Annotated in this window: 5 protein-coding genes; all 5 read right to left on the bottom strand. The window is 67.5% G+C overall.

Features of this window, described 5'->3' with window-relative positions; all coding sequences use genetic code 11:
* A partial coding sequence (locus QZV81_RS06025; protein ID WP_292834284.1) for a sugar transferase occupies positions 1–1,289 on the bottom strand: 1,289 nt, incomplete at its 3' end.
* Between the two features lie 141 nt (positions 1,290–1,430).
* Entirely contained in the window at positions 1,431–2,309 is an 879-nt protein-coding gene (locus QZV81_RS06020; protein ID WP_292834281.1) for a hypothetical protein, read from the bottom strand.
* A gap of 190 nt (positions 2,310–2,499) precedes the next feature.
* The gene (locus QZV81_RS06015; protein ID WP_292834278.1) at positions 2,500–4,032 is read right to left on the bottom strand and encodes a polysaccharide biosynthesis tyrosine autokinase; all 1,533 of its coding nucleotides are present in this window, start codon (positions 4,030–4,032) and stop codon (positions 2,500–2,502) included.
* 118 nt (positions 4,033–4,150) lie between these two features.
* On the bottom strand, positions 4,151–4,741 hold the full coding sequence (locus QZV81_RS06010) for a low molecular weight phosphatase family protein (RefSeq protein ID WP_292834275.1): 591 nt from the start codon (positions 4,739–4,741) through the stop codon (positions 4,151–4,153).
* Between the two features lie 133 nt (positions 4,742–4,874).
* A complete protein-coding gene (locus tag QZV81_RS06005) occupies positions 4,875–6,716 on the bottom strand; it encodes a DUF4012 domain-containing protein (protein ID WP_292834272.1) in 1,842 nt (613 codons plus the stop codon).
* Positions 6,717–7,021: the final 305 nt, after the last annotated feature.

Below are 7,021 nucleotides of genomic sequence, written 5' to 3'. Positions count from 1 at the left end.
TCCACCTCTTGCACGAGCGGCGGGCGAGGGCCGACGAGCGACATGCTGCCGCCGAAGACGTTGAACAGCTGAGGCAGCTCGTCGAGGCTGAAGCGACGGATGAAGCTGCCCACGCGGGTGATACGCGGGTCGTCTTTCAGCTTGAACAAGACGTCGTTGCCGGCATCCCGAGCTTGATCGCGCAGCGCCTGCAGGCGTTCTTCGGCGTCGATCACCATCGAGCGGAACTTGAGCATGGTGAACGTCTCACCACCCAGACCGACGCGCGTCTGGCGGAACAGAATCGGCCCGGGGGAGTCGAGGCGCACCATCAGCGCGACCAGCAGCAGAATCGGTGAGAGCAGGGCGATACCGATGCCGGTGAGCACGAGGTCGACGGTGCGCTTCACGATGCCCTGACCGAGGGTGAACCGTGGAGTCTCGACGTGAATCAACGGCAGACCCGCGACGGGCCGGGTCATCAGGCGCGGGCCGGCGATGTCGACGATGCTCGGCGCCAGTACGAGATGCTCTCGGCCTGGCTGCAGGCCCCAGCTGATCTGCTTGACCTTGTCGGCGGGCAGATCGTCGGTGCTGGTGACCGCCACCGTGTCGGCACCGCACGCCCTCATGGCCTGCTCGACGGCGTCGATGCTGCCCATGATCGGAATCTCGGTGCCGTCGATCGTGTCGGCGACGCGACCCGAGGGCACACACGCACCGACCACGTGATAGCCGGCGCTCGAGTTGCGGCCCAGCTCGCGGGCGATCGTGGCGACCGACTGTTCAGAGCCGACCAGCAGCACCCGGGCGACCCACTCGCCGTTCGCCCGCTTGGTGATGAGCCACTGGCGCCACAGCCAGCGGCTGAGGCACAGCACGGCCAACCCGAGCGGGAAGGCGATCAGCAGATAGCCGCGCGCGACATCGACGCGAAAGAGGAACGCGAGAATCGCGATGCCGCCGAACAGGCGCGTGCTGAGTCCGACGATGCGCTTGTACTCGGTGGTGCCGGCGCCGATCACGCGGTAGCCGCGGGTGTCGAAGGTCGCCAGGAGCAGCATCCACACCACGACCAGTCCCGCGGAGAAGACCCAATAGCTGATGGTGCTCAGACGCGAGTCTTCACGGATCGACAGTTCTGCACTGCCCAGACCGAACCACACCAGCTGGGTGCCGAATACCGCCCAGACGAGCACGATCAGATCAGAGATTGCGACCAGTCCGGCATACTGCCGACGCCAGTCGAAGGTGCGAGAGCTCGTCGTCTTTGCCGAGACCGCAGGGCGAGAAATCGCTCCGGCCGTCAATGGACATCCTCCTCGTGTGAACCCTCGGCTCACACCGTTGGAGCATCGGGGGATCTCGGCTCCCTTGCGTTCACCCTTGCACAGATGTGTGACGGCTGTGTGAACGGAGGGTCGCCGTTTGTAACCGTTGAGCGGCGCCACTCACCCGACGCGGGTCAGCGTTTCGCCCGCCCAGAGAACGACGCCCCCGCGCGGGTCTGCTGCGAGAACCGCCGGGGCGGCAGGGTCGACCCCGGCCAGGCAGGTGGTCTGCAAGGCGCTCGGGTCGGCCACCGCAGTGGTGCTGACGGCGGTGCCCTCGCAGTCGACGCTTGCCCGTGCCAGCGTCAGCATGCCGCCAGCGACATGCGCGGCGCGGGTGGGGGTCGCCGGCACCTCGACCCACTCCGGTCCTAAATCGGCCGACCACGCGAACGGCTTGGTGCCGCACACCAAAGCGGCCGTCGTGCCGTCGACAGAGAGCGAGCTGGGGCCGCCGCACGGGGCGGGGGGCGCACCGGCCGCGCTCACCAGGACGGCGTCGCTGGTCGGCTCCACATAGCTTGCGCCGTCGAGTGCCTCGGGGTAAGGATCCCAGAACTGGCCCTGCGTATAGGTGCGCAGGCCCTGCACCGCGCACTCCGGGCCGATCGCCGCGATCAACTCGGCCTCGCCGGGCTCGAACGGCAGCAGCCCGGCGACCTGGGTGATGCCCAGGTACCGCGGGGTCACGTCGCTCCAGGTGCCGCCGCCGTCACTCGATCGCTCGACCAGCGGTGGCTCGCCCGTCGGGCACGAGCCGGCGACCGCGCGCCAGAGGGTGCCGACGCCGTCGACCATGAGGAACCGCTCCTGGGGGCGGGGGACGAGCGGGAGTGTCGGGGCAAGGGGCGGCGCCTCGACAGGCTCGGCGACCGGCTGGGTGGGCGCGGCAGTCGGATGGGTGGGCTGGGCGAGCGGATGGGTGGGCCCGGCGGTCGGGTGAGGGGAGGCCGAGAGCAGAGAGTCGGGGCGGGCGTGGGTGACCGCGGCGACCGTCAACGCGACCGCCCCGATCGCGAGAATCGCGACCAGGGTGATCGCCCAGGGCGGGTTCGAGGAGCCGCCGCGCGCGCGACTTCGACGACCTCGACTTTGACGACAAGGTGCCCTCCAGTGGGTGTCCGGATCCAGGATGGAGCGGGAATGGAGCGGGGTGGTGCGTGTCGCGCCGGATCTCACCGGTCGAGACCTACTCGGTGGGAGTGTGCTGCGGCTCGGGCGAGGTCGAGCGGGTGCGGCCCAGAGCGTCGGAGCGCGTGTTCGCCATCGAGGCCGAGGCACGCGCCGCGACCGTGGCCGCCTCGTGCTGGGCCCGGCGGGCCTTGCGGCCCCGCGCGCGCTTCGCGTCGGGTTTCTGCATGTAGCCGTAGCCGTAGCCGGAGCCATACCCGTAGCCGTAGCCATACGAGTCGGGTCCCTTGGTGGGGGTCATCGTCATGACGACACCGGCTACGCGTGCGCCGACGGTGTCGAGTGCCTCGATCGTGCCGTGCAGCTGGTGCGTCGTCGTGCGGCCGGTCGAGACGATCACGATCGCGCCGCTGGTCTGCTTCGCCAGGATTGCGGCATCCGTCACAAGGAGCAGCGGCGGGGCATCGCAGATGACGATGTCGAAGGCCTTCTCGAGGTCGCCGAGCAGAATCTGCATCTGGTGCGACCCGAGCAACTCGCTCGGGTTCGGGGGGATGCGCCCCGCGGGCATGACGTACATGCTGCTGTCGCCCCACGCCTGCATCACGTCTTCGATCTTCGCGCGGCCGATGAGAACGTCGGTGAGGCCGGCGCCGCCCTCGATGCCGAGGTACTCGGCCACTTTGGGCTTACGCAGGTCCGTGTCGAGCAGTGCCACGTTCTTGCCGGCATCCGCGAGGGCGAGCGACAGGTTGAGCGCCGTCGTCGACTTGCCCTCGGCGGGCAGGCTGCTCGTGATGACGAAGCTGTGGCCGCCGTCCATGTCGAGGAACTGCAGGTTCGTGCGCAGCGCCCGAAACGCCTCGCTGCGCGGGCTGAGGGGGTCGTCGTGCACGATGAGCGCGCGATCCTTCGCGCGCGGGTCGAACGGAATCGCACCGATGAGCGGGCGGTCGGTGACCGAGGCGATGTCGCGCTGCGTACGCACGCGGGTGTCGAGCACCTCGCGCAGCACGGAGATGCCGATGCCGAGCGCGAGGCCGATGAGCGCGCCGAGCGCGAGGTTCAGCGGCACGTTCGGGCTGACCGGCGCGGTGCCGGTCTGGGCGTCTTTCACCGAGGTGAGGCGCACCGGGCTGACGTCGCTGCCCGTGGGCATCTCGATCTGCTCGACGGTCTTGGTGAGACTCCGGCTCAGTGCGTTGGCGATGTCGGCGGCCAGCACAGGGTCGGCATCCGTCACTTGGATCGCGATGATCGTGGTGTTGAGCGCGCTGGATGCCGTGACCTGCTCGGCCAGTTCGCTCGGCGTCATGTCGAGGTTGAGCTCTTCGATCGCCGGAGCCATCACGATGGGCGTCGTGACGAGGTTCGTATACGTGGTCACGCGCGCCTGGGTGAAGGTCGAACCCTGCTGCAGTTCGCCGATCGTGCCGCCGCCCTGCGTGGAGACGAACACCTGGCTCTCTGCGGAGTATAGCGGGGTGCGGGTCAGCGAGTACGCCGCCGCTGCCGCCACGCCGACGAGGGCGGCGGCTACGATGATTAGCCAGCTCTTTCGAAGCACTCGAATGTAATCGCTGAGTTCCATGGGGGCCTTTCGAGGGTGCGGCATGGGCATCAAACACCATTGTCTGCCCCCATCGTGCCATGACCGTATTTCGGGCGGTTTCGAATGCCCGGCCGGGAGGTGGACTCCGGGACTGCGATCAGTGCCCGGGCCGGGCGAGTTCGACGATGCGGGCGACCACATCGACCGCGGGAACCAGCTGGCTCGCCGAGAGCTGGTAAGTGTTCCATGACCGCCCGAACGGGTCGATCACGTCGTCGTCAGCGGCATCGTGCGGGGGGATCACGCGACCGCGCAGACTCGACAGATGACGCAGAATGCCGCGCAGTCGAGTGCCCGCATCAGACCCCTGCGCGGCCGCCTCGAGGTCACTCGTCTGGGCCGCCTGCGCCAGGCGCTCGAACTCACGCAGGGTGAACGTCACCTGAACCTTCGAGGGAACGAGTTCGACGATCGCACGGCGGTGCTCACGGGCCATGCCGAGGATGAGGTCAGGCGCCTTCAGCATCCGCTCGGTGAGATAGCGAGCCCGGTGCTCGTCGGCATCGCCCGCCAGCGCGCCGTGCATATCGACGAGGCGCTTCGCGTCGGGCGTCATCGCCGGCGGACGCCCCCGCGTGCCGGCGCTCTCGACCGACACCGGGTAGTCGGCCAAGCGCGCTCGCAGCAGCAGCTCCGCAAGCGGGGACCGGCACACGTTGCCGGTGCAGACGGCGAAGATCTCGATCATGAACCTGGCGTGGTGAGGGAGGGCAGGGATCACGCGAAGCGGTGGTTGCTTCACGATTCTAGAGTCGCGATCCGCGTGCGAGGTGAAGCGCCTGTTTCGAGCTGGTGACACGCGGTGTGAGCCCGGCGGGAGCTCAGCCCTTGGTCGAGCCGAAGAGCGCGTCGCACAACGGGTAAATCGTGACCGGAGTGTCGTGCGCGGTGGGCGTGTGCCGCAAGTAGAGCGGGCCGAGCTGGCCTTCGGGAAAGGCCACCGTGGACGCGACGGTGACGGTCTCGTCCTTCGCGACGAACACCGTCTTGCTGACTGCGGTGCTGCCCTTCTCCGTACCGGTGCGCTCCCAGGCTGACACCTCACCGACCGCCGGAACAGTGCTCACGATGCTCGCCCCGGGCGGGGCGAAGGTGAGCACGTCGAGCATCATCGTCGTGCGCGGGATGCCGTAGCCGCCGTTGCGGTAGCCCAGCGTGTACGGACTCTGGATGTCGTCGGTGATCCCGTTGTGAAGAGTCATCGTCGTCGTCAGCGTGCGCGCGCCGGCGTCGCAGGTGGCCGTGATCGTCGAGGTGAGGTGATACTCCAGCTTGCTCACAGACGAATCGTTCAGGTACATGCCGACCTGAGTCTGTGTGGCCAGGTCTGGTGGCAGTGCGCCGTCGACGCCGAGTTCGGTCGAGAGAGCCTGCGCCGCGGGATCGACGAAAGCGAGGTACACCCGCTGCTCTTTGGCGGACTGCTCGAGCGCGGCGAGCATTGCCATCGGATCCCACTGGGCCGAGGTGAGGTGGTTGAACACGCTCTTGGAAACGTCGGCGAAGAAGGCGTCGGACTCGGCCCCGTTCGGGTAGCGCTCGTAGGCGTCGCTGAGCACGAGCTTGACCGCATTCTCGGCGGTCACCTGCTCGCCGTTGCTCAGCGTGGACGGGCCGGCGACGGCGAGCATGTGCGAGAGCACCGTCGGGTCGATCGAGATGACTCCGTCGAAATGCGCACCCGAGGTGGCGGCCCATACGTCTTGGAACAGCTGGGCGGTCGTCGGAAAGTCGGGACTCATCGTGTAGTCCTGCGAATAGCGGGTGAACCCCGACAGGTACAGGTTCGTCGTCTCTTCGGGGATGGCGGTGTAGACATTGCCTGCGGCACCGGCGTCGTAGAAGGTCTGGGAGCTCGCTTGGCCGGCGTACCCGAGTGCGCCATCCGTCATCGTGAGGATCATGCTCGCCGCGGGATTGCCGCCGGTCGCGCGGATCTCGGCGTTGTTCTGGAAGATCACCAGGTAGGTCTTGGTGCCATTTGAGCCCGCCATGTCGAGAAGCGTGGGCATGTACCGGTTCATGACGTCGAGAGTGGGAGCGGCCTGCTGAATGATCGAGAGGATGTCGTCGATCGGCTCGACCACTTCGGGCAGCAGCTCGGTGCGGTCGATCGGCGCGACCTCGGCCTCGGCCGCGGTGAACGCGGCCGAGATCTCAGGGATTGCGCCCTGAGCCTGGCGGAACGGCTCGAGATTGATGCCGCCACCCTCAACGGTGATCTTGTCGAAATCGATCGCCGCCATGACCTGCGTCCCCGGAGGAAGCGCCTGCTTCACAAGGATGTCGACCGCCCGCGTCACACGCTGCACCGCGTCGACGTTCTGGCCCACGAACGGGACTCGTGCGGCGATATGCCAGAGCGGGCCCTCCACTATGGCGGCGGCATCCGCGACGTCTGTCGTGATCCTGTCTGCGGTCGCCGCAATCGCTGCGTCGTCGCCGGTGGCGAGCTGCGTGCTGAGCGTCGAGAGCTCGTACTTGGCTTCGTTAAGCGACCTTCGCGCATCGTTCACATCAGACATGAAGATGAGTCCGACGACTGCCGCCCCGGCGGCGAGCGCTATCAGCGCAACGGTCAGGCTGCCGAAGAGCACCCAGGGCCACTTGCGGCGCCAGCGCTTCTCGGGCCGCGCGTCTGCGTGATCGTCCTCTGGGCGCATTCGCACAGCATAAGCGAGCGATGTTTCGAGTTTGATCCGAAAGAGGTGGACCTGAAGGTGGGTCGGGCGCTAGGTTCGACGCAAGCGCGGCGCCGCGCGGCAAGGTCCCCGGTCGGGCGCGTCCCATTGAGCGAGCACCCCGAACCGTCCGGGGGCCTCTTCTGGTGGTGCTTCCTCCCCACGACTGCTCGCCGGGAAATTGTTCCCCATCTTGTTCGCGGCGGGTCGCGGCGTTGATGGACGCTGGAATCGTGGAGCCATCAAGAGCATTATTGAAAGGGTGGACCTCGTGAACGAACCGCAGG

Origin of the sequence: Microbacterium sp. (assembly GCF_011620665.1) — a bacterium.
Classification (GTDB): domain Bacteria; phylum Actinomycetota; class Actinomycetes; order Actinomycetales; family Microbacteriaceae; genus Microbacterium.
The sequence above is the reverse complement of the archived record's forward strand: the minus strand, read 5'-3'. Positions and strand labels throughout refer to the sequence as shown.

Excerpts from the sequence above, each read along its gene's own strand:
- QZV81_RS06010 (WP_292834275.1), bottom strand. The coding sequence starts at position 4,741 with ATGATCGAGATCTTCGCCGTCTGCACCGGCAACGTGTGCCGGTCCCCG.
- QZV81_RS06015 (WP_292834278.1), bottom strand. The coding sequence starts at position 4,032 with ATGGAACTCAGCGATTACATTCGAGTGCTTCGAAAGAGCTGGCTAATC.
- QZV81_RS06005 (WP_292834272.1), bottom strand. The coding sequence starts at position 6,716 with ATGCGCCCAGAGGACGATCACGCAGACGCGCGGCCCGAGAAGCGCTGG.